Annotated in this window: 20 protein-coding genes; 5 read left to right on the forward strand and 15 right to left on the reverse strand. The window is 64.4% G+C overall.

What is annotated here, in order from left to right:
- Window positions 1-25: 25 nt before the first annotated feature.
- On the forward strand, window positions 26-559 hold the full coding sequence (locus OKW45_RS15615; RefSeq protein ID WP_184022967.1) for a hypothetical protein: 534 nt from the start codon (window positions 26-28) through the stop codon (window positions 557-559).
- Between the two features lie 59 nt (window positions 560-618).
- On the opposite strand, the gene OKW45_RS15620 is transcribed toward OKW45_RS15615, so the two are convergent.
- The 4 genes from OKW45_RS15620 to OKW45_RS15635 all read right to left on the reverse strand — a co-directional run bounded on the left by OKW45_RS15620 (window position 619) and on the right by OKW45_RS15635 (window position 5,233).
- Entirely contained in the window at window positions 619-2,199 is a 1,581-nt protein-coding gene (locus tag OKW45_RS15620) for a DEAD/DEAH box helicase (protein WP_429469691.1), read from the reverse strand.
- A 226-nt stretch (window positions 2,200-2,425) separates the two neighbouring features.
- Window positions 2,426-3,046: a PAQR family membrane homeostasis protein TrhA gene (gene trhA, locus OKW45_RS15625; RefSeq protein ID WP_035471054.1), complete on the reverse strand. Its 621-nt coding sequence runs from the start codon at window positions 3,044-3,046 to the stop codon at window positions 2,426-2,428.
- A 132-nt stretch (window positions 3,047-3,178) separates the two neighbouring features.
- On the reverse strand, window positions 3,179-4,480 hold the full coding sequence (locus OKW45_RS15630; protein WP_429469693.1) for a c-type cytochrome: 1,302 nt from the start codon (window positions 4,478-4,480) through the stop codon (window positions 3,179-3,181).
- Window positions 4,481-4,501: 21 nt separating this feature from the next.
- Window positions 4,502-5,233, reverse strand: a complete 732-nt coding sequence (locus OKW45_RS15635; RefSeq protein WP_035471052.1) for a c-type cytochrome — start codon at window positions 5,231-5,233, stop codon at window positions 4,502-4,504.
- Between the two features lie 395 nt (window positions 5,234-5,628).
- Here OKW45_RS15635 and copC point away from each other — a divergent pair, with 395 nt between their 5' ends.
- On the forward strand, window positions 5,629-6,006 hold the full coding sequence (gene copC / locus OKW45_RS15640; protein ID WP_429469695.1) for a copper homeostasis periplasmic binding protein CopC: 378 nt from the start codon (window positions 5,629-5,631) through the stop codon (window positions 6,004-6,006).
- Window positions 6,003-6,932, forward strand: a complete 930-nt coding sequence (locus tag OKW45_RS15645) for a CopD family protein (RefSeq protein ID WP_429469697.1) — start codon at window positions 6,003-6,005, stop codon at window positions 6,930-6,932. The genes copC and OKW45_RS15645 overlap by 4 nt, the downstream gene beginning before the upstream one ends.
- Before the next feature lie 135 nt (window positions 6,933-7,067).
- Here the strand turns inward: OKW45_RS15645 and OKW45_RS15650 are convergent, their stop codons facing one another.
- Together OKW45_RS15650 and dgoD are read right to left on the reverse strand one after the other, a co-directional pair.
- Window positions 7,068-7,370, reverse strand: a complete 303-nt coding sequence (locus tag OKW45_RS15650) for a hypothetical protein (protein WP_429469699.1) — start codon at window positions 7,368-7,370, stop codon at window positions 7,068-7,070.
- Between the two features lie 247 nt (window positions 7,371-7,617).
- A complete protein-coding gene (dgoD, locus tag OKW45_RS15655; protein WP_018421739.1) occupies window positions 7,618-8,766 on the reverse strand; it encodes a galactonate dehydratase in 1,149 nt (382 codons plus the stop codon).
- 161 nt (window positions 8,767-8,927) lie between these two features.
- Here dgoD and OKW45_RS15660 point away from each other — a divergent pair, with 161 nt between their 5' ends.
- Entirely contained in the window at window positions 8,928-9,662 is a 735-nt protein-coding gene (locus OKW45_RS15660) for a FadR/GntR family transcriptional regulator (RefSeq protein ID WP_429412217.1), read from the forward strand.
- 11 nt (window positions 9,663-9,673) lie between these two features.
- Here the strand turns inward: OKW45_RS15660 and OKW45_RS15665 are convergent, their stop codons facing one another.
- On the reverse strand, window positions 9,674-11,212 hold the full coding sequence (locus OKW45_RS15665; RefSeq protein ID WP_429469701.1) for a DHA2 family efflux MFS transporter permease subunit: 1,539 nt from the start codon (window positions 11,210-11,212) through the stop codon (window positions 9,674-9,676).
- Window positions 11,213-11,348: 136 nt separating this feature from the next.
- Here OKW45_RS15665 and OKW45_RS15670 point away from each other — a divergent pair, with 136 nt between their 5' ends.
- Window positions 11,349-11,792 (forward strand): MarR family winged helix-turn-helix transcriptional regulator, encoded by a 444-nt coding sequence (locus OKW45_RS15670; RefSeq protein ID WP_429469703.1) that lies wholly within the window; start codon window positions 11,349-11,351, stop codon window positions 11,790-11,792.
- Window positions 11,793-11,868: 76 nt separating this feature from the next.
- Here the strand turns inward: OKW45_RS15670 and OKW45_RS15675 are convergent, their stop codons facing one another.
- The 8 genes from OKW45_RS15675 to OKW45_RS15710 form a co-directional block, all read right to left on the reverse strand.
- Window positions 11,869-12,207 carry a hypothetical protein gene (locus OKW45_RS15675; protein WP_018421734.1) on the reverse strand — a complete coding sequence of 113 codons (339 nt, stop codon included), beginning with the start codon at window positions 12,205-12,207 and terminating at the stop codon, window positions 11,869-11,871.
- A gap of 205 nt (window positions 12,208-12,412) precedes the next feature.
- Window positions 12,413-14,245 (reverse strand): allophanate hydrolase, encoded by a 1,833-nt coding sequence (gene atzF, locus OKW45_RS15680; RefSeq protein ID WP_429469705.1) that lies wholly within the window; start codon window positions 14,243-14,245, stop codon window positions 12,413-12,415.
- Between the two features lie 17 nt (window positions 14,246-14,262).
- Entirely contained in the window at window positions 14,263-17,862 is a 3,600-nt protein-coding gene (gene uca, locus OKW45_RS15685) for an urea carboxylase (RefSeq protein ID WP_429469707.1), read from the reverse strand.
- Between the two features lie 173 nt (window positions 17,863-18,035).
- The gene (locus tag OKW45_RS15690) at window positions 18,036-18,677 is read right to left on the reverse strand and encodes an urea amidolyase associated protein UAAP2 (RefSeq protein WP_429469709.1); all 642 of its coding nucleotides are present in this window, start codon (window positions 18,675-18,677) and stop codon (window positions 18,036-18,038) included.
- Window positions 18,678-18,692: 15 nt separating this feature from the next.
- Window positions 18,693-19,409: an urea amidolyase associated protein UAAP1 gene (locus OKW45_RS15695; RefSeq protein WP_429469711.1), complete on the reverse strand. Its 717-nt coding sequence runs from the start codon at window positions 19,407-19,409 to the stop codon at window positions 18,693-18,695.
- Between the two features lie 13 nt (window positions 19,410-19,422).
- Window positions 19,423-20,214: an ABC transporter ATP-binding protein gene (locus tag OKW45_RS15700; protein ID WP_018421728.1), complete on the reverse strand. Its 792-nt coding sequence runs from the start codon at window positions 20,212-20,214 to the stop codon at window positions 19,423-19,425.
- Entirely contained in the window at window positions 20,211-21,023 is an 813-nt protein-coding gene (locus tag OKW45_RS15705; RefSeq protein WP_018421727.1) for an ABC transporter permease, read from the reverse strand. Before OKW45_RS15705 ends, OKW45_RS15700 begins: the two co-directional genes overlap by 4 nt.
- A gap of 75 nt (window positions 21,024-21,098) precedes the next feature.
- Window positions 21,099-22,169, reverse strand: coding sequence for a putative urea ABC transporter substrate-binding protein (locus tag OKW45_RS15710; protein WP_018421726.1), 1,071 nt, complete (start codon window positions 22,167-22,169; stop codon window positions 21,099-21,101).
- Window positions 22,170-22,204: the final 35 nt, after the last annotated feature.

Raw genomic sequence — 22,204 nt, forward strand, 5'->3', positions numbered from 1 at the left:
CGACTACTTCGACTGGATCGATGGCATGAGCGCTTCCTCCTCCGCATCTACGTCCGCGCGTCCGCTCGAACAGATCGTGTTCGACGAATGGCCGGCCAACGTGCGCGCGTTGTTCGACGGTTCGTCGCTTGCGGACAAGCTGGGCTTCACCGCGTCGCTACTGACCGTCGATGCGAACGGCCACGTGCGCACATCTCTGCTGAGCGTCGGCGAACTCTATGCGCCCGACTCGCGCACCCTGTGCATCGCGCTCTGGCCGCAGGCGCGCGCGACGCGCGCGATCGCGCAAAGCGGGCGCGCGGCGCTGAGCTTCGTCTGCGATGCGGCGTTCTATCAGGTGCAGTTGCGTGTCGCGCCGCTGCCCGGTGTTGCTGGCGACGACAGCGGCCTTGTCTATCTGCTCGGCTCGATCGACACAGCGGAGGCACAAAGCGTCCGTTATGCGCGCCTGACGGGCGGCATCACGTTCGAATTGCAAGGAGAGGGGAGTGTGGTGCTCGAGCGGTGGGAACGGCAGGTCGAGCATTTGAAGCAGGCTGCCGCCGCGAGCAGCCGTTAGTCTTCGAGCAGGAAAGCGCTAACGGCTGATGCGCGGGCAGCCTTTAGGCCGCGCGACGCTTAACGGCCACGGGCGCCGTTGCGCGACGGCTGCGCACCACGCGGCGCATCGTTGCGCTTCGCGCCGCCGCCGAGCAACGCGCCCGGATTGCCGTTGTGCGAACGATTGCCCTGCGGCTTGCGCGGCGCATGATTCGCGGGAGCGCCATCATGCGCGGCGGCACGCGGCCGATCGTCGTGACGCTGCGTATCGCGACGCGGCTGATTGCCATTGCCGGCCGGCTTCGCACCTTGTGGCCGCGGCGTGGGCTGAGCGTTCGACGCACGCTGGCCCGAACGCTGACCCGTGCCTTGTCCCGAACGCTGACCGGAGCCTTGAGCCGGCTTGGCCGGTGCGCCACCACCAGCACCGCCGTCACGACGCACCGCACCTTGTCCCTGGCGCGGCGAGCGCCCGCCGCCGCCCTGCCCGCGTCGCAGGATCGGCTCCGGCTTCGCGGTCGGATCCGGCTCGAAACCGGCGATCACTTCCTGCGGGACCGGACGCTTGATCAGCTTCTCGATGTCCTTCAGCAACTGCAGTTCATCGACGCACACGAGCGACACCGCCTCGCCGGTCGCACCCGCGCGACCCGTGCGGCCGATGCGATGCACGTAGTCTTCCGGCACGTTCGGCAGATCGAAGTTGACCACGTGCGGCAACTGATCGATATCGATGCCGCGTGCGGCGATGTCGGTCGCCACCAGCACCTGCAGCGTACCGTCCTTGAACTCGGCGAGCGCGCGCGTGCGTGCCGACTGGCTCTTGTTGCCGTGAATCGCGAGCGCGCTGATGCCGTCCTTCGCCAGCTGCTCGGCGAGGCGATTTGCGCCGTGCTTGGTGCGCGTGAACACGAGCACCTGGGACCAGCTGTGCTGACGGATCAGATGCGTGAGCAACTCGCGCTTGCGGTCGCGATCGACCGGGTGAATCTTCTGCGCGACCGTTTCGGCCGTCGTGTTGCGGCGCGCGACTTCGATCAGCGCCGGCGAGTCGAGCAGGCTATCGGCGAGTGTCTTGATCTCGTCGGAGAAGGTCGCCGAGAACAGCAGGTTCTGGCGCTTCGGCGGCAGCTTCGCGAGCACGCGCTTGATGTCGTGGATGAAGCCCATGTCGAGCATGCGGTCGGCTTCGTCGAGCACGAGGATCTCGAGATGCGACAGGTCGATGGTCTTCTGCTGCATGTGATCGAGCAGACGGCCCGGCGTCGCGACGACGATATCGATGCCGCGCCTGAGCGCATCGATCTGCGGATTGATGCCGACGCCGCCGAACATCACGGTCGACTTCAGCTTCAGATACTTGCCGTAGGCGCGCACACTTTCTTCGACCTGCGCGGCGAGTTCACGCGTCGGCGTGAGGATCAGCGCGCGGACCACGCGCTTGCCGCCGGCGGCCGGCGGCATCGAATTCAGGCGCTGCAGGATCGGCAGCGTGAAGCCGGCGGTCTTGCCGGTGCCGGTTTGCGCGCCGGCGAGCAGATCGCCGCCGTTGAGCACGGCCGGGATCGCCTGAGTCTGGATCGGAGTCGGGCTGGTGTAGCCGAGTTCATTGACAGCGCGGACCAGCGGTTCGGACAAGCCGAGGGAATCAAAAGACATAAAAGCTCTTTGCAATGCAGTGTCGCGAACGGCCCCGCTGGGTCCAAAGGACCCCAACGCGGAAAAACCAGCGCGGAATCGACACGCCCGCATGGCGTGTTCGAGGGCCGAGGCCCGGTTCCGTTCACGGAGAAATCGGCGGCACGCTCACAAATGTGCCGAATGTTTCAACGCGCTATGCAGACACGTCGACTGGCCTTAAGTTGCAATTCGTCGCCGTGGAATGTCACGCGACATAGCGCGCGACACTGACGAATTGACACAGACTGCCCGCCAGTACGAACAGGTGCCAGATACCATGTCCGTGGCGGATGCGCTCGTCGTTGATGAAGAAATAGATGCCGACGCTATAGATGACGCCGCCGGCCACGAGCCACGCGGTCCCCGCGGCCGGCAACGCCTGCACCAGCGGGTGGACGGCTACGAGCGCGAGCCATCCCATCAACACATACAGCACCATCGACACGCTGCGGGTGCGTCGCCCGAGCGTGAGTTCCTGCACGATGCCGAGGGCAGCGAGCCCCCAGCTCACGCCGAATAACGACCAGCCCCACGGTCCACGCAACGTGACGAGCGTGAACGGCGTGTAGCTGCCGGCGATCAGCAGGTAGATCGCCGAATGATCGCATTTCTGCAGAATCGCCTTCAGACGCGGATGGCTGACGCTGTGATACAGCGTCGAGATCGCGTACAGCACGAACAGCATCGCACCATATACGGCGAAGCTGACGACCTTGTACGCGTCGCCGGCGAGCGCGCCCATCGTGACGAGCGCCGCCAGCCCCACCACCGACAGCACGGCGCCGACGAGATGGGTAATGCTATTCAAACGCTCACCGAAGGGCACAACTCTTTCCTCCTGCACGGTCCCGCGAGGGTGACCACCAACACAAACAGGCCCACATGATACCGGTCCTGAAAAAACGAAGGGCGCGGCCGCGAATTTCGCAGGCCGCGCCCGGGGTGCATCGAACCCTGCTTAGTCGAGCGGCGCCGAACGCAAATCGGCCACCTGCTGCGGCGACACGGCCGTGCCGTGGTTGCCCCAGGACATACGGATGTACGTCACGACCGCTGCCACTTCCTGATTCGACAGAGCTTGCGCGAACGGCGGCATGCCATACGGATGCGGGTTCCCCTCCGTGCTCGGCGGATAACCACCGTTCAGCACCATGCGGATCGGGTTGACCGCCGACGGCATCTGGATCGACTGGTTGTTCGCGAGCGGCGGGAATGCAGGCGGCCGGCCGAGACCGTTTTCCTCATGGCACTTCGCGCAGTTGTCAGCGTAGATCTTCTGACCTTGCTTCAGCAGTTCGCCGCCGAATTTTTCCGAGGTTTCGAGCTGCAGCGGTTCCGGTGCTTCGCTCTTCTGCGGAATCGTCTTCAGGTACGTCGCCATCGCGTTGATGTCTTCGGTCGACAGATACTGCAGGCTGTTGTGAACCACTTCGGCCATCGGACCGAACACCGCACCGCGGCTCGACACGCCGGTCTTGAGCAGGTCGGCGATGTCCTTGAGGTCCCAGTCGCCGAGGCCGGCTTCGCGGTTCGACGTCAGCGACGGCGCATACCAGTTCTGCAGCGGAATCAGGCCGCCCGCGAACGCCGCCGAGTTGACCGGGGCGCCCATCGCGTTGATCGACGTATGGCACATACCGCAGTGGCCGAGACCCTCGACCAGATACGCACCGCGGTTCCATTCGACCGACTTGGTCGGATCCGGCTTGAACTCGCCTTCACGGAAGAACAGCGTGCGCCAGCCGATCAGCATGTTGCGCTGGTTGAACGGGAATTTCAGTTCGTGCGGACGGCTCGGCACGTTGACCGGCGCGACCGAGCGCAGGTACGCGTAGATCGCGTCGGAGTCCGCGCGCGTGACCTTCGTGTAGCTCGTGAACGGGAAGCCCGGATAAAGCAGGCTGCCATCTTTCGAGCGGCCGGTGTGCATCGCGCGATAGAAGTCGTCCTGGGTCCACTTGCCGATGCCGTACTGGTCGTCCGGCGTGATGTTCGGCGTGAACATCGTGCCGAACGGCGTGGCCATGGGCAGGCCGCCCGCGAACGGCAGGCCGCCGCGCACCGTGTGGCAGGCGATACAGTCGCCGGCGCGGGCGAGGTACTCGCCCTTCTTGATCAGGTCGGCCTGGTCCGCGGGCGTTGCCGCCACGGCTGCGCCGCTGCTATGCAGATTGTCGCCGCCCGACCACAGGACGGGAACGAGTGCGGCGGCCGCGACCACAACGACTGCCGAGAGGGCGAACAAAGACTTGCGTTTCATTTGAATGTCTCTCCCGGCGCCTTATTGCGGTTCGCTGCCGCAGGCAAGCGGAGTCTTCAAGGAGCGGGCCGGAGCCGGCACGGGGTTTTGCGGAGCCTGCTGCATGGAAAGCCAGGCCGCGACGGCGTTCACGTCTTCGTCGCTGAGGCGCGTGGCGATGGTGTGCATGCAGTCCGGCGCGATCGCGCGACGCGTGCCCGAGCGCCATGAGCCCAGCTGCGCGCTGATGTAGTCGGCGTGCAGGCCGACGAGACCCGGGATTGCCGGTTCCATACCGGTCAGCGCCTTGCCGTGGCAGGCCGCGCAAGCGGGCACCTGCTTGTTCGCATCGCCGTGCAGCACGATCTGCTCACCGCGCGCGAGCGTGGCGGCCGAGACCGTCGGCTTGGCCGGCGTCGGATACGGCGGGCGCTGTTGCGAGAAGAAAGTGGCGATCTGATGTAGGTAGTCGTCGGAGAGATACGTGACGAGGTAGTTCATCGGCGGGTACCTGCGGCGCCCTTCACGGAAGTTCTGCAACTGATTGAACAGATATCCAGCCGGCTTGCCCGCGAGGCGTGGGAAGTAGTCGTTGTCGGTACCTTGCCCATGCGAGCCGTGGCAGGCCGTGCAGCCTTGCACGCGTGCTTCCATCGTGTCGGGGGCCTTCGGTTGAGTCTGCGCTTTCGCTGCGCTATAGACACCCGCGGTGCCGATCAACAGAAGGGCAAGCAACGGGCGGAAGAGGCGTCTTGAAGACACGCGTAACTCCATCAGAATCGGGGACCTGACCGAACTTCGGGCGGCTCGGTGTGAAGGACAGCCGTCGCTGCGGCGACGCAGCATTCTATCATCGAAGGGTAGTAGTGACTATTTGCCGCACTAGAGACGGTTCCAGGTGTGACCGCCATGCGACAGTGTGTCGCGTTATGCCGGTTTCGGACCTTGGTTGCGTCACGGATCGTGGTCGACGTCTTTGCCTCAAAAAACAATCACGGCGTCGCGGCCGCAAGCGTGAAGCCGCGTGACGCATACGATCAAGCCAGGTTGAACCGATCCCCGCGCGCACCATCGAAGCGTACACTTCCGGGCTCGCCGGCCGTCGTGCAGACGATGCGCCTTGCCGGCCCGGCTATGTTCCGTTCGTTCTCATCCGCTATCGGGCTTATATGAAGCTATTCGATTTCTCCTCGTCGACGCTGCGAGCGTTGATGTCCGGCGCGGTGGCGCTGGCCATGTCGTCCACCGCGTTCGCGCATGCGCATCTGATCTCGAGCGCGCCGGCCGCGAACGCCGACGCCGTCGCGCCTACCGACCTGACGCTCCATTTCACGGAGCCGCTCGAGCCCGCATTCAGCAAGATCACACTCGCCGATGCAAACGGCAAGCCCGCGACGCCGGGCGCGTCGACGGTCGATAGCGCGGATGCCCGCGTGATGCACCTCGCGCTGCCTCAGTTGACGAGCGGCCGCTACGCGGTGCACTGGATCGCGGTGGCCACCGACGGCCATCGTACCCATGGCGACTTCGCGTTCAACGTCAAATGAACTTCGACGGACTGTGGATCGGGCAGGTCGCAATGGCCGCGCTCATGAACGTCTCGTTCGGCTTCGCCGTCGGCTCGGCGCTACTCGGCGCATGGCTCGCGAGGGACGGACTCCAGGGCACTTCACCGGCGCGTCCGGGCTCGATGCGCGCGCAACGCTCGATGCTCGCGGCCACCATCGTGCTGGTGCTCGCGGATCTCGGCTGGCTCCTGTATCAGGCGGCGTCGATGAGCGGTGTCGCGTTGTCCGCGGCGTTCGGCGTGGTGCCGACGGTGCTGACGCAAACGCATGTCGGCTATGGCTGGAGCGTCGCGTTCGGCGGCGCACTGGTGCTGTTCGGCACCGCGCTGAGCCATGGCACGGGCATGCTGCGCAATACGCTGCTGTGGCTCGCGGTGCTCGCGATCGCGGCGGGTAAGGCGTCGCTCGGTCATGCGGTCGATGCCGGCGTCGTGTCGGCCGCGATCGGCATGCAGACGCTGCACGTGCTCGCAACGAGCGTATGGGGCGGACTCGCGATGGCCGCCGGCCTGGCGGTGCTGCCGGCGCTCGGGGCATCCACCGCGCGGGGCATGCTGATCCGCACGGCGACCCAGGTGTCGAACGTGTCGATCGTCGCGGTTGCGTTGGTATTGCTGTCGGGCGTCTTCAATGCGGTGCGCGACTCGGGCAGTTCGTTCGAAGCGATTCAGGCGAGCACGTGGGGTCATGTCCTGACGTTGAAGCTCGTGCTGGTCGCGCTCGCGCTGGTGCTCGGCGCGCTGAACCGCACATCGGCGCTGCCACGCCTGCGTCGCACCGCATCGACGATGGATGCGCACACCTTCGTCAACGTGATGTATCTGGAAGCGCTCGTGATGATCGGCGTGTTCGTCGTCGCGGCCGCGTTGTCACACACCGTGCCGGCGTTCGCTGCGCGCGGTTGAACGCGCGGCGCGGCATAGGCGATTGACCAATCGGCGATGGATGCGCGACGGCCGCGCGCGTCCATCGTGCGTCAGTTCTACGACAGCACCCGCGGATGCGCGCCGCGTAAAAAAGCGCCGCACTGCGAAGCCCGCTTACTCGAAGCCGAGGCGATGACCGAGAATCGGCGCGCAGAACAACGCGATCGCGCAGCCCGCGGCCTTGCCTTCGAGTTCGGCGCCGGCCGCGTGCGAGCCGACCATCTGCGTGAGCAGATCGAAGATCTGCGGCAGGCAGTACAGCACCGCCGCGGCGATAAAGCATTTCCCGACCACCGAGATGTTCCATCCGCGCTCGTACGCGAGCATCGCGCCGATGATGCGCAGCACGCCGAACGCAACCAGCGCGCCGACCGCCGCCTGTTCGCGGATCAGATCGTCGGGAAGGAATTCGCCCATGGTGTTCCTCGCTGCATGCATTGTTGGCATGCATTTCAGCAAGGAGCAGGTCATACGTATGTCCGATACCGAACAAACGTCGCGAAAGCCAGGCGGGATAAGGCTCGGCGGGGAGTGATGCAGGTCGGGGCGGCAGCGCTCGAACGCCGGTTCGAGCCGCCTGGTCCGGGATGTTACGTTACTGCGACGGCCCGAGTGTCACGTGGCCCGCCGGCGGCATTCCGCCTGTTTCGTTCAGGTGTTCAGATCACCATTCGGCGACGCTGCCGTCCTCGTGACGCCACACCGGATTGCGCCAGCGGTGACCGACCTTCGCCATTTCGCGCACCTTCTCTTCGTTGACCTCGATGCCGAGTCCGGGGCCCTGCGGAATCGTCACGAAGCCGTCTTCGTACTTGAAGACTTGCGGATTCTTGATGTAATCGAGCAGGTCATTGCCCTTGTTGTAGTGGATGCCGAGGCTCTGTTCCTGGATGAACGCGTTGTAGCTGACCGCATCGATCTGCAGACAGGTTGCGAGCGCGATCGGGCCGAGCGGGCAATGCAGCGCGAGCGCGACGTCGTAGGCTTCCGCCATCGCGGCGATCTTGCGGCACTCGGTGATGCCGCCCGCGTGCGACGCGTCCGGCTGGATGATGTCGACGTAGCCGCCCGACAGGATGTGCTTGAAGTCCCAGCGCGAATAAAGACGCTCGCCGAGCGCGATCGGCGTGTTGGTCTGATTGACGATGTCGCGCAGCGCCTCGGCGTTTTCCGACAGCACCGGCTCTTCGATGAACAGCAGCTTGTACGGGTCGAGTTCCTTGGCGAGCACTTTCGCCATCGGCTTATGCACGCGGCCGTGGAAGTCCACGCCGATTCCGATGTTCGGCCCGACCGCCTCGCGCACCGCCGCGACGTTGTTGATCACGCCTTGCACCTTGTCGAAGGTGTCGATGATCTGCAGCTCTTCCGAGCCGTTCATCTTGACGGCCTTGAAGCCGCGCTCGACCACCGCGCGTGCGTTGTTCGCGACATCGCTCGGACGGTCGCCGCCGATCCACGAGTACACCTTGATTTTGTCGCGCACCTGGCCGCCGAGCAGCGCATGCACCGGCACGCCGTGATGCTTGCCCTTGATGTCCCACAGCGCCTGATCGACGCCGGCGATCGCGCTCATCGTGATCGGGCCGCCGCGATAGAAGCCCGCGCGGTACATCACCTGCCAGTGATCCTCGATCAACAGCGGGTCCTTGCCGATCAGATAATCGGACAGTTCCTCGACGGCCGCGGCGACCGTATGCGCGCGGCCTTCCACCACCGGCTCGCCCCAACCGACGATGCCCTCGTCGGTCTCGATCTTGAGGAAGCACCAGCGCGGCGGGACGATGAAGGTTTCGAGCTTGGTGATTTTCATGGTATGTGTCTCCGGTGTCGATCGAAGTTGGCGCTTTGGCGCTTACTCCGAACCCATGCAAAGCAGGTCTGCGGGCATGCAAAATTTCGGGGAATTCCATGCTACAACAAAACCGCATTAAAATACTATTAATAGTATTATTTGCCACATAGTGGTGAGATGTGGCCGACTTACCGCGCGCGTTGCGCGACGGGATCATCAACCGCGAGGAGAAAACCATTCCGCACGATCTGCACGGGCGAGTCGCCCAACTGCTGGCGACCGCGATTCTGCGCGGCGACTATGCGCCGGAGTCGATCCTGCCTCGCGAAGCCGAGTTAATGGAGATGTTCGGCGTGAGCCGCACGGTGCTGCGCGAGGCGCTGCGCACGTTGACGTCGAAAGGGCTGATCGAATCGCGGCCGCGCGTGGGTACGCGCGTGCGGGTCAAGTCCGCGTGGAATCTGCTCGATGCCGATCTGCTCGACTGGTATTCGCGCGTCGCCGAGCCGATGGCGTTCGCGCTCAAGCTGCAGGAAATGCGCGAGATGGTCGAGCCTTATGCCGCCGGCCTCGCAGCCGCCGCGCACACCGTCGACACGTTGGGTGCGCTTGCGGCCGCGCATACCGCGATGGTGGCGGCGCGCAACGTCGACGAATGGGTGCGCGCGGATCTGCAGTTCCACCTGTGCGTGCTCACCGCGTGCAGCAACGAACTGCTGATCCCGCTTGGCGCGCTGATCGAGCGCACGCTCGAGGCACAATTGCGGCTCAATGCGAAACGCGCCGATGTGTTCAACGCGTCGCTCGCCGAGCACACGGCGGTGTTCGACGCGATCCGCGCCCGCGATGCCGCCGCGGCGTACGCGGCGATGGCGTCATTGCTCGGCGTGACGCGCGGGCGAATCGAAGGCTGAGGCGGACGGCGTCAATCCATCGCCGCATGCGCGACCGACGCGTCCGGTGCCTTGTGCGACGGCCGGATCAGCAGCAACAGAGGGATGACCAGCAGCGTCGCCACGAACATCAGCTTGAAGTCGTTCAGATACGCGATCATCGTGGCCTGCTGCGTGATCGACGCATTCAGCGCCGCAATGTCATAGTTCGAGCCGCTGTTGAGCATCGACTGGAGCGCCGGATTGAACGCGGTGACGTTCGCAGCGAGGTCCGCGTGCGAGATCTGCGTGTTGCGCGTCATCAGCGTCTGCACGATCGAAATGCCGATACTGCTGCCGATATTGCGCATCAGGCTATAAGTCGCGGTGCCGTCCGCGCGCAACCCCGGCGACAGCGTCGAGAACGTCAGCGTGGACAGCGGCACGAACACGAGGCCGAGTCCGAAGCCCTGGATCACACCAGGCCACACGATGTCCGATGCCGATAGCACGATCGTGTACTGCATCATCTGCCACAGCGCGAACGCCGAAATCAGGAAGCCGCAGAGCAGCAGCAGCCGCGCGTCGACGCGCTTGAGCAGCCGGCCGGCGATCAGCATCGCGACCATCGTGCCGGCGCCGCTAGGCGCGGTGACGAGTCCCGTGGTCGCGACCGGATAGCCCATCAGATTTTGCAGCATCGGCGGCAGCAGCGCGCGGGTCGCGTACATCACCGCGCCGATCACGAAGATGAAGAACGTGCCGGTCGCGAAGTTCGGATCCTTCAATAACTTGTACTTGAAAAACGAGCGCTCGCCGACCGTGGCCGTGTGGACCAGAAAAAACGCGAAGCTGATTGCCGCGACGAGCGCCTCGATCACGATCTCGGTCGACGAAAACCAGTCGAGCTGCTCGCCGCGATCGAGCATCGCCTGCAACGCGCCGATCGCGAGGCCGAGCGTGATGAAGCCGAACGCGTCGAACTTCACGTCGTGTTTCGGCTCGCGAGTCGGCAGAAAGGTCGCGACGCCGAACAGTGCAAACGCGCCGATCGGCACGTTGATGAAGAACACCCAGCGCCAGTTGTAGCTATCGGTGAGCCAGCCGCCGAGCGTCGGACCGAGGATCGGCCCGACCATCACGCCCATGCCCCACACGGCCATCGCCTGGCCCTGCTTTTCACGCGGGTTGATGTCGAGCAGGATCGATTGCGACAGCGGCACCAGCGACGCGCCGAAGATCCCTTGCAACAGACGCGACACGACGATCTGCGGCAGCGTCTCGGAGAGTCCGCACAGCGCGGAAGACACCGTGAAGCCGCCGATCGCGATCAGCAGCAGCCGCTTCACGCTGAGGCGATCCGCCAGCCAGCCGGTGAGCGGCGTGGCGATCGCGGCGGCGACGATATAGGAGGTCAGCACCCACGTGATCTCGTCCTGCGACGCGGACAGCGTGCCTTGCATATGCGGCAGCGCCACGTTGGCGATCGTGCTGTCGAGCGTCTGGATCAGCGTCGCAAGCATGATCGAGATCGTGATCATCGGCCGGTTGAGCAGCTCAGTGGCGCTCGCCGACTTGGAGGCGGAAGACATGAACGGTGGGGAGGGTCGATATAGTAAGCATGCTTAGTATATCGTCAATCCGGGTTGGCGCTATCGGGAGTTGTGCTGAGGATGGAACGCATACGCAGTCGCGCTGTACGCCGAAGCGCTTCCGTATAATTCGCGCATGAAAACCCAATTCGAAGAGCGCTTCGGCTTTCTGATCTCCGACGTCGGCCGGCTGACGGGCAAGCGTTTTGACGATCTCGCGAGGTCGTCGGTCGATCTGACGCGCGCGCAGTGTCGCGTGCTGGCCTATCTCGGCCACTACGGCGATATCAATCAGGCCCGGCTCGCGGATCTGCTCGAGGTCGCGCCGATCTCGGCGGGCCGGCTGCTCGACCGGATGGAGGAGGGCGGCTGGATCGAGCGGACCGCGAATCCGCAGGATCGCCGCGAGCGCCAGGTGCGCATGACGCCGAAGGCTGAGCGCACGCTCGGCAAGGCGCGCAAGGTCGGCGACGAGGTCGCGCTGGAAGCGCTCAATGGTTTCAGCGATGAAGACGCGGCGCAGTTGATTGCCCTGCTGCAGCGGGTGCGCGGCAATCTGAGCCGGCTCGTGGATCGCTGAAGCGTCGCGGTGTTGGCGCGACGCCGAAGTCTTTTGCGCGAGCCGGGGCTACGTTGAGTTCGCGCTTCAAATCACGTTATTTGGATTCCGACGCCGGCGTGGCGCCGCTCGGCGGTACCAGCTCGTAACAGCCCGGCGCCACCGACGTTTTTGCTTTTGCATCCGGCTGCTGCGGATCGATGCATTTGAACGCGCTCTGATCGCGCTGCACGAAGATCGTGTCGGCGGGACCCTTGTTGACCACGGCGACGATCTTGTAGCCGTCCTGCAGCAGCGTCGCGAGCATGGTGGAACTGGCGCGCCATTGACTGTCGGCGGTGCTCGGCGTTTGAGCTTGTGCGATGAGGGCGGCGGTCGTGCCGGCGAGCGTGAGCGCAGTAGTGGTTGCGGCGAGCGCGACGGTGCGGAGCGTCATCAAGGAACCTCTCGAAGTTGCGACGGAATTGCGATTCTGGAAGGAAGCCTGTCAGGTCCTGCATCGTAGGCGCGCGTTAGAACCCCTAGAAGAGAACCTGCCAGGCTTGCTCGTGACGCTATTCTCTCAATAGAGGAGGTGCCAACAAAACCCGCGGCGCTTCACTGCCCATACCCTGCGACGCCGCTGCTCATCGTTCGTTCCATCAGAAACTCGCGCAATGCTCGCTGGCAAGCCATGCTCGCCATCCGCCAAACTCCGAGATATCGGTTCCCGACTGCACGCCATACGGCTCGCAGAGGAAACCGGTAACCCACGAACCGTCGACGAGTTCGACCTTCCCCAGAACCAGCGGAGACGGAACGGTCGAAATAAACGAGCCGAACTCCGCGCTGGGCATTTCCCACACTTCGACAGCAATTTTTGCGCCGCCATCGGTGACGCGCCACAGGCCTGGACGCGTCGTGCCGTCCGCCGACGCAGGCAGCGCCGACAACCGGTATTGCGCGGCAGTCTGAGTGGCCTGCAAGAGCCGCGCGCGTCGGGCAAGCAGATCGCGGTTGAGGGACAAACCTTGCATGTGTGCGCCGCAGACCGCGATCCGCATGCGATCGTGACTCGCCGCGCATCGTTCGCCGCGCGGCTCCGGCTCGACGGTTACGCCTCCGACGCAGTGCACGCCGCTCTTTCGTTGCAGCAGGTCGGCCACACCCAACAGATACTGGTCGATGAACGCGCGGCCAAAGACGGTCACGCCCCAGGGCAGACCATTTTTCATGAAACCGGTCGGCGTAGCGACGGCGGCATAGTCCAGCAGATTCATGAAGTTCGTGTAATAGCCGAGCAGGGAGTTCGGACCAATGGGGTCGCGCTCCAACTCGTCGAGGGTCACGGCACGCGGATACGTCGGCGTCAGAACGAAATCGAGTGAATCGATCGACGCATCGCAGAGGGCCTTCAATTCCTGCAAGCGGTACTGCGCGCGAAACAGTTCGACCGCGCTCGCGCCGGGTGCCTTCGCCAACACATCGCGAATGACGGGCAAAACCGCAGCGGGTTTCTGCGTCATCAACTCGCCCGCCACGCTGTAACGCTCGGCCACCCACGGCCCCTGATAGAGCAGATTGGCGGCCTCGACAAATGGCGTGAAGTCGATTTCGACAGCCTCGCCACCTGCTTCTTCGAGCAACGCGCGCACCTTCGCGAACAGCCCGGGGCTCTCGGAACAGCCGGCGAATTCCAGTTGCGCCGGCACGCCGAACCTGAACGCCGTGGGCTTGCCAAACGCGCGTGCCGTATTCCATTGCGGATTCGCGCGGCTGTAGGCATCGCGAGGGTCGGGATGCGCGCTCAACGCAAGCAACTCGCTCGCTTCTTCCGCCGTCGCCGTGAAGAACGTGACGCAATCGAGCGTGCGGCACGCGGGCACCACACCCGCGGTGGACAGCAGGCCTTTAGTCGGCTTGAGACCGACGAGATTGTTCAGCGCGGCAGGCACGCGACCGGAACCGGCCGTGTCGGTCCCGAGCGCGAAACTGGCGACGCCGAGCGCGACCGCGAGTGACGACCCCGCGCTCGAGCCGCCCGACGGATAGTCGGGATGCACGCTATTGCGACACTTGCCATACGGCGACCGGGTGCCGTTCAGACCGGTCGCAAACTGGTCGAGATTGGCTTTGCCGAGCGGTACTGCGCCGAGCGCGATCAATTGCGCAACGACGCTCGCCGATCGCGACGGCGTGTACGCGAACGCGGGGCACGCGGCGGTCGTCTGAATGCCGGCGAGATCGATGTTGTCCTTGATCACGAACGGAACGCCATAGAGCGGCAGGCTTTCGACCTCCTGCGTGTCGAGCCAGTCGAGGTAGGGCGCGACTTCATCTTCGGTCAGAAGATGGATGAACAGATTGAACGATGGATTGAGCACCGCAGCTTTTTCGAGCAGTTCAGCGACGAGCCTGCGCGGCGTGAGCGTTCCATCACGGTATGCGGCGCGAAGTGTCGGGAGGCGAAGATCGAATGACGAGAATGAAGACATGGTTTGCGTCCAGATAATTAGTGACGTTCGACGACGGCGACGCGTTGCCCCGCGCGCACGGGCGAACCCGGCGCCACGTAGATCTCGCCGACCGTTCCGGCGCACGGCGCACACACCGAGATTTCCATCTTCATCGACTCGATGATGAGCAGCACGTCGCCCGCGTCGACCGCGTCGCCGGTTTTCACCTTGACTTGCCAGAGGCTGCCGGCGATCTCGCTGTCCACGGCGACTTCGCCGTCGTGAAGCGGAGCTAACTGAGTGTCTTCGGTGACCGGCGTCTCGAACGTGACTTCCGAGGTGCCCGCTTCACGCCACCGCTCGCGCTCGGCCTGGAAGGCCGCCTGCTGTCTTGAACGGAACTGCTCGATGCTGGCGGATTCGCTAGCGAGAAACGCCTGATAGTCCGGCAACGAAAGCTCGGACTCTTCGATCCGCAACGGAAAACGCCCAAGCGGAAAGTCCGCGCGGATGCGCAACAGCTCGTCGGCCGATACTTCGTAGAAACGAATCTGGTCGAAGAAGCGCAGCAAATAATGCTGTCCGGCGAAATCCGCGACTTCGCGGTAGCGATTCCACATCTGCAACGTCCGGCCGACGAATTGATAGCCGCCAGGCCCTTCCATGCCATACACGCACAGATACGCGCCGCCGATGCCGACCGAGTTCTCCGCGGTCCACGTACGGGCCGGGTTGTATTTCGTCGTGACCAGCCGGTGACGAGGGTCGAGCGGTGTCGCGACGGGTGCGCCGAGGTACACGTCCCCGAGGCCCATTACCAGATAGCTTGCATCGAAGACGATTTGCCTGACCGCGTCGATGGAGTCGAGGTCGTTGATGCGGCGAATGAATTCGAGGTTGCTCGGGCACCACGGCGCGTTCTTGCGCACGGTGGTCATATATTTTTCGATCGCGAGCTGGCACGCGGGGTCGTCCCATGACAGCGGCAGATGAACGACCCGCGATGGCACGCGCAGATCCTTGTGCAACAAGACCTCGTCCCACGCCCGCGCGACGATGTCGAGCAACCTGGCGAGCGGCAGATCCTCGGGTCGGTAGTGGATCTGCAGCGAACGGATGCCCGGCGTGAGATCGATGACGCCAGTCAGATGCTGCGCTTCGAGGGACTGCATTAGCGCATGTCCGCGAAACCGTGCCACGAGATCGAGCTCCGCTGGACCGATTTCGAGCAGCAGATGTGTGTCGCCGGATACACGTGCGACGAGTCTGTCGCGGTCCGCCCCGGTATCGAGCACGATCGGCGACGTCAGCGATGCTCTTCTTTCGCTCGGCGCACTCGGTGCAATCTCGAGGCTCTCCAGTTCCCGACGACGCTCACGCGCAGCCTCACGCGCTTCTTCGACTTCGACGGGCGCGAAGCGGATCTTGTCGCCTGCTTTCAACTGGCCGATCTGCCAGAGGTCCGCCTCGATGATCGTCACCGGACAGACGAAGCCGCCGAGACTCGGGCCGTCGGGTCCGAGAATCACGGGCATGTCGCCGGTGAAGTCGACGGCGCCGACCGCGTACGGATTATCGTGAATGTTCGACGGATGCAGTCCAGCCTCGCCGCCGTCCTCGCGCGCCCACTCGGGTTTCGGTCCGATCAGGCGCACGCCGGTACGGCTGGAGTTGAAGTGAACCTCCCACTCGGTGTCGAGCAGCTGCGCGATATAGCGGGCGCTGAAGTATTCGGGTGCGCCGTGCGGGCCATAGATCACGCGAACGGTGCGCACGCCGTCGAGCGTCGGCGCGTTGACGAGCGCCGCGCCGGCCTGCGCATCGTCGAGCGGATAAAGATGCAGCACGTCGCCCGCGCGGATCGCGCGGCCGCCATGTCCGCCGAACTGGCCGAGCGTAAAGGTGCTGCGGCTGCCGAGATACAGTGCGACGTCGAAGCCGCCGCGCACGCACAGATAAGCGCGCGCGCCCGCGCCGCGTATCGTGCCGAGCGCGAGCGTCGAACCCGTCGGCACATGGAGGCTCGTGTTCAGCGGCTGAGCGACATCGTCGAGCAGCACCGGAATCTGCGCGCCGGTGATGGCGACCACGGCATCCGTGTTGAAGCGCAGCGTCGGCCCGCTCATCGTGACTTCGAGAGCGGCGGCGTCGGCCGCATTGCCGAGCAGGCGATTGCCGAGCCGCATCGACCGGTCATCCATCGGCCCCGACGGCGGGACGCCGACTGCCCAGTAGCCCAGGCGGCCGGGATAGTCCTGCACCGTCGTCTGCGTGCCGCCGCTGACGACTTCGACCGTGCTGGCCCGATACCTGAGCCCTTCGAGACATCGAGTCCACGGTTCGCCCGACGCAAACGGCCGGTCGCGCAGAATCTGGCGCAGATAGTCGCGATTGGTCTCGACGCCGTAGAGGCGGGTGTTGCGCAGCGCATCGTCGAGCGCATCGCGCGCTTCATCGCGAGTCGGCGACCACGCGATCACTTTCGCGAGCATCGGGTCGAAGTACGGCGGCACCTCGCAACCTGCCTCGATCCATGTATCGATGCGCAATGCGCGCCCGTCAGCGTGCGGAAACGCCACATCGGTCAAGAGGCCCGGACTCGGTTTGAAATCACGCCCCGGATCTTCCGCGTAGAGTCGCGCCTGGATCGCGTGCCCTCGCGGCGTTAGACTCGCCGCCAGCTCCTTCAGCGGCGCGAGCGTGCCGGCCGCCAGTTCGATCATCCAACGCACGAGGTCGACGCCCCACACCTGTTCGGTGACGCCGTGCTCGACCTGCAGACGCGTATTGACTTCGAGGAAGTAGAACTGTTCGGCAGCGCTGTCGTACACGAATTCGACGGTGCCGGCGGAGCGATAGTCGACGGCTTTCGCGAGCTTGACCGCTGCCTCGCCGAGCGCGGCCTGAATGCCGTCCGGCAGGCAAGGGGCGGGCGTTTCCTCGAGCACCTTCTGATTGCGCCGCTGCACCGAACAGTCACGCACGCCAAGCGCGAGCGCGTCGCCTTTGCCATCGCCGAATACCTGCACTTCCAGATGCCGCGCCCGTTCGATGTACTTCTCCAGAAACACGCCGGCATCGCTGAAATTGTTTTCGCCGAGGCGCTTCACGGCATCGAAATGGGCGCGGAGTTCGGCGGCGTTCCAGCACACCCGCATGCCGATGCCGCCGCCGCCCGCGGTGCTCTTCAGCATCACCGGATAGCCGATGCCCTGTGCCGCCGCGAGCGCCGCCGGCAAGTCCGCGAGCAGCCCGGTGCCTTCGAGCATCGGCACCCCTTCGTTGGCCGCGATTTCGCGGGCCGTGTGCTTGAGGCCGAACGCGCGAAGCTGCGCGGGTGTCGGTCCGATGAACGCGATGCCGGCCGCTTCGCAGGCTTCGCCGAACGCCGCGTTCTCCGATAAGAAGCCGTAGCCGGGATGGATCGCCTGCACGCCTTCGCGACGCGCAATCGCGAGGATCTTGGTCACGTCGAGATAAGTCAGCGCGGCCGGACCCTCGCCGAGCGCATGCGCGACAGGCGCTTCGCTGACGTGGCGGCTCGCTCGGTCGGCTTCCGCATAGATGGCGACGCCGGTGACGTCGAGTTCGCGCAACGTCCTGAGAATGCGGCACGCGATAGCGCCGCGATTGGCGATCAGAATCTTCTCGAACATGGAAGGGTGTGTTGATTCGGAGGCGGGCCGTCCCGCCGTGGGAATGGCCGGCCGTGGTCGTCCACGGCCGAAGTCGCGTCAGCGTTGCGTCTGGGTCAGTTCTTCGCGCGTACGGCTGAAGTACCGGCCCGAGCGAACCAGCATGAGGAGAAAAAGCCAGTGGCGGACGCGCTTCAATTCCATATCAGCAGCTCCGCGGGCGTCGGGTTGTAGGCGTTGCACGGATTGTTCAGCTGCGGGCAGTTGGAGATCAGTACGATCACGTCCATCTCCGCGCGCAATTCGACGTATTTGCCCGGCGCGGAAATGCCGTCTTCGAAGCTGAGCCCGCCCGTGGCCGTGACCGGCACGTTCATGAAGAAGTTGACGTTCGCGCCGATGTCCTGCTTCGACAGGCGGCCGTCGTGAGCGCAGGCACGCAGGAAGTTGTCGCGGCAGCTGTGCATGTAGCGCTTCTCCAGTGCGTAGCGGACCGTGTTGCTCTCCTGCGCGCAGGCGCCGCCGAGCGTATCGTGGCGGCCGCACGTGTCGGCGACGATCGTCAGCATCGGGTTGCCGAGGTTCGAGTACAGCACCGAGCCCGTCGTCAGGTAGAGGCTGTTTTGCCGGCGCAACGTGCGTTGAGGGTCGAAGCGCTCGCGCGGATCGGCGAGGCTGTAGAACAGCGTGTCGACCGCCTGGTTGCCTTCGAGATCGACGATGCGCAGCGTTTGCCCGGCCTTCACCTCGTGAAGCCACGGCTCGCCCGCGGCGAGTGTCTCGCGATAGACCGAGGTTTCCGGACGTTTGTCGCTGACGATAAGCGTGCTGGTCATAAGCGTGGCCTTCGCTCAAAGAAAGAAGCGTTCTGTGTTGATGAAACCGCGTGCGTTCTCTTCGCATGCGGTGCGGCAAACTTCGGCGACCTCGGGCCGCGCGTCGCTCAATTCGAGCTTGACCGGCCTCGGCGCGTACTCGGGGTTCGGGTCGAGCGGGTGCTGGATCGCGGTGAGCACGACGAGCGTGTTCATCGGTGAGTAGAGCTCGACGTAGTCGCCGGCTTTTGAGTTTCCTGGCACGAAACTGAGAACGCCGTCGTCGCTGACATCGACACGGCTGAACAGATTGAGCGTCATCAGCAGGTCAGTGATGCCGAGTCCCCACTTGCCCATTTCGACGAGCAGGTTGTCCGTGCCGTTGCGATAGAACGCGTTGCGCAGCTCCTGGTATCGGCCTGCGCCGTATCGTTCGCGGACCTCGCCGGCATTCGACACACCGCCGATGCTGTCGTGCCAGCCACAGGTATCCGCGACGATCGCGGCAAGCACGCGGCCCATGTCGGAGTACAGGCAGTGCCCGACCGTGAGCCTGGCCGTGTGCTGGCACTTCAACGAATCCGGCAGATTGAGCCGTTCGCTCTTTTCCGTCGCATTGACCATCATCACGCTGACGTTCGCGCCGCCGCGCAGGTCGGTAACGCGCAGCGATTGACCGCGCTTGACGATCAGCGATGTATGACCGCCACCTGGAACGGTTTCTTCAAGCAATAAGGTCGTATCTGAGTTCATACCTGAGTTCCCTTCAGTCGGAGACCAGTTCGATATGCGATGCGCCTCGTACGGCAGCCTCGGCGATATGCACGGCGGACATGGAATCGCGGCTATGGTCGAGCGGAATGTTGTAGGTGATGCGCGCGCCATAGGCGCCCGGCGCCTGCGGGTCGACGCGCACCTTGTCGAAAACCAGCACGCGGCTTCCCAACGTGAAGCCCTCTTTCAGGTCATGCGTGACCATGAAAATCGTGAGCTTCGCTTCGCGCCACAGGCCGGAGAGCAGCTCATGCATGTCCTTGCGGATGCCGGGGTCGAGCGCGCCGAACGGTTCGTCGAGCAGCAGCACGCGAGGCTTCATCGTCAGCGCCTGCGCGATCGCGAGGCGTTGCTGCATGCCGCCCGACAGTTGCTGCGGAAACTTGTTCAACGCAGCGCCCAGCCCGACCCGCTCGAGCATGGCCGCTGCCTCGTCTTGCGCCACGCGCCGACGGGCACCGAATAGCCGGCCGGTGAACTTTGCTTGTGGAAGCTCCAGCCCCAGCATCACGTTGCGCAACACGCTCAGATGGTCGAACACCGAGTAGCGTTGAAACACGACGCCGCGATGTCTGTCCGGTTCGGCGGGCAGCGGTTTGCCGTCCAGCAGGATCTCGCCGCGCGTCGCGCGCTCCTGACCCAGCAGCAGTCGCAGAAACGTCGACTTGCCGCAGCCGGACGCGCCGACCATCGAACAGAACTCGCCTTCCTTGACGGTCAGATTCAAACGCTCGAGCACGACCTGGTCGCCGTATTCTTTCCAGACGTTGCGGACTTCGATCATCGCGCGCCTCCGTACCACGGGAAGCACCATTGCGTGATCCGGCGCAGCAGTTCGTCGGTGAGCCATGCGAGCAGCGTGATCCACGCGACGTACGGCAGGATCAGATCCATCGACAGATAGCGGCGCACGAGAAAGATGCGGTAGCCGAGGCCATCGGTCGACGCGATCGCTTCGGCGGCGATCAGAAAGAGCCACGCCGCGCCGAGAGACAGACGCGTCGCCACTAGCAGACGCGGCAGCAGTTGCGGCAGCACCAGACGCAGAATCAGCGTCCAGCTGGTGGCGCCGAGCGTCTGCGCCTTGACCCACAGCTCGACCGGAATCTCGCGGGCGCGAGCATGCAGATCGCGAATGATCACCGGCGTGATGCCGACGACGATCAGCACGACCTTCGACAACTCGTCGAGCCCGAACACGATGAACAGGACCGGCAGCACCGCCAGCGGCGGCACCATCGAGATCACGGTGATGAATGGCGAGAGCGTCGCGCTAACGAGCGGCAACGAACCGGTCGCGATTGCAGCCACCAGTGCGATCACGGCACTGACGACGAGGCCGATGCCGAGCCGCCGCAAGCTCGACAGCGTGTCGGTCCACAACAGATACTCGCCGGTGCGCTTGTCCTCGGTGAAGGCGGCCGACTTCACCGCGTCGCTCATTTGCGCTGCGCTCGGCAGGAGCTTGTCATCGGGATTGAGCGAGAGTCGCATCGAGGACCCGGTGAAGTAGACCGCGAACAGCACGACGAACGGCAGCAGAAGCAGCATCAAGCCGCCGATCCGGCTCGGATGTCGATTGACGAGTCGCATGGTGAGCGCCTGGTTGGAAAGCTGGGATGCGAGCCCGCGATAGCGAGCCCGTGGCGAGTGCCTGGACGGTCCGTGTCAGAGCTTGCCCGCGGCCGCCATCGCGACGTAGGTCGGATCGAAACGCAGCTTGACGTTGTTCTTGTTGCCGACGACGACGCCCTTGTCGAACGCCATGCCGACCGCGTCCGCGCTCTTCGCGTCCTGGCCGAGCAGGCCGTGATCGAAAGAGAACTTCGCGACGCGCGTCATGATCTTCGGCATGTCGGCGCTAGTGACGAAGTCGAGCGCCGCTTGCGGCGAATAGAAGAGGGCGGTCGTCGAAAGTTGGCCCTTGAAGTTGGCGAGGTCGGTGCCCGAGGCCTTCGCCATCGCGGTCAGCGCGGACGTGCTGGCCGCGGAGTCGGTGTGCATCAGCGCGACCATTTCGAACCATGCACCGGTCAGCGCCTTGCCGAGGGCGGGGTTCTGCTGCAACGTCTTCGTGTTGACGACCATCATGTCCATGATTTCGCCGGGGATCTTGCTGGAGTCGAACACTTCGCTGACGTTCGGCTGCGATTTCAGGTCCGCGAGCATCGGATTCCAGGTGACCGCGTTGTGAACCGTGGGGGTCGCGAATGCGCCCGAGATGTCGGCATCCGAGGTATTCACGACCTTGAGGTCGCGCTCGCTCATGTGAGCGCTTTCGAGCGCGCGTGCGAGCAGGTAGTGGGAGACGGAGAACTGCACGAGGTTGATCTGTTGGCCCTTCAGGTCGGCGATCTGCTTGCCCTTGCCCTTCATCAGCACGCCGTCGTTGCCGTTCGAGTAGTCGCTGACGATCAGGGCCGTCGAATCCACGCCGCCGGAGGCGGGAATCGTGAGCGCGTCCATGTTGGTCATCGCGCAGCCGTCGAACTTGCCGGCCGTGTACTGATTGATGGACTCGACGTAGTCGTTCAACTGCACGACGTCGACATTGATGCCGTATTTCCTGGCCCATTTAGACACGATGCCCTGGGTTTTCGCTTCACCCCATGGCATCCAGCCGGCGTAGATGGTCCAGCAGACCTTGAAGTCGTTGCGGCCTGCGGCGAACGTGGGGCTCGAGGCGAAGGTGGCGAGGGAGACGGCGGCAATGCCAAGACAGCGAACGAGCTTGAACATGGGTTGACCTCGGAGGGGACGGTTAGCGACGGCAG

It is taken from the genome of Paraburkholderia lebeckiae (genome assembly GCF_050436225.1).
GTDB classification, from domain to species: Bacteria; Pseudomonadota; Gammaproteobacteria; order Burkholderiales; family Burkholderiaceae; genus Paraburkholderia; species Paraburkholderia tuberum.